We start from the raw sequence: 615 nt of genomic DNA on the forward strand, positions 1-615 counted from the left end.
GGTGGAAAGTTCGGGAACGACATAGATTCTGGACTCCCCGATATTACGCATATACTCGGCAGTTCTTCGGTTGTGTGCCTCGCTCGATGCGATGTTGCAAGGCTTGATATGTATGCTTGATTTTGTTGCCATAGCTTCTTTTCTTTGTTTGCAATTGATTATTCTGCTCGCTTTCGCAGAGGGGTTCTTAGGGGTAACCCATAAGCGGAGATTGCAAAGAGAGGGTCACTCTTTGCTCGGGGTTCTCAGGGGTGAAACGCCTTGAGTGGGTCATTAGGGCAAAGCCCTAATCCCCTCGGGAGAGCCCACAACTACGAAAGCGGAGCGTGTAGTTATAGTGGGCTATAACCGAAAGCCGTTTTTCTTTTTCGGTGACTGGCTGCTCACTCCTTTGACGGATTGGACTTGCCTTTTTCTTTCAACCTGTTTCTGTAAGTATTCGTTCAAGTCCTTACATCCGCTGTAAGTCTGTGAAGCGTCACGGATGTATCGGTCTCTGCCGTATTCCTTGCGGATTTGTTGGAGGGCTTCCATGCCTGCATGGTCGTTGTCGAAAAAGCAGTGGATGCGTTCGTAATTGCCCAACGGATAGAGAGCCTTGTTTACATTCGATAC

Annotated in this window: 1 protein-coding gene; it reads right to left on the reverse strand. The window is 48.5% G+C overall.

The window, feature by feature from the left end:
• Positions 1-342: 342 nt before the first annotated feature.
• A partial coding sequence (locus tag DW947_RS21410; protein WP_165859489.1) for a toprim domain-containing protein occupies positions 343-615 on the reverse strand: 273 nt, incomplete at its 5' end.

It is taken from the genome of Bacteroides sp. AM44-19 (assembly GCF_003603395.1).
Taxonomy (GTDB): domain Bacteria; phylum Bacteroidota; class Bacteroidia; order Bacteroidales; family Bacteroidaceae; genus Bacteroides; species Bacteroides uniformis.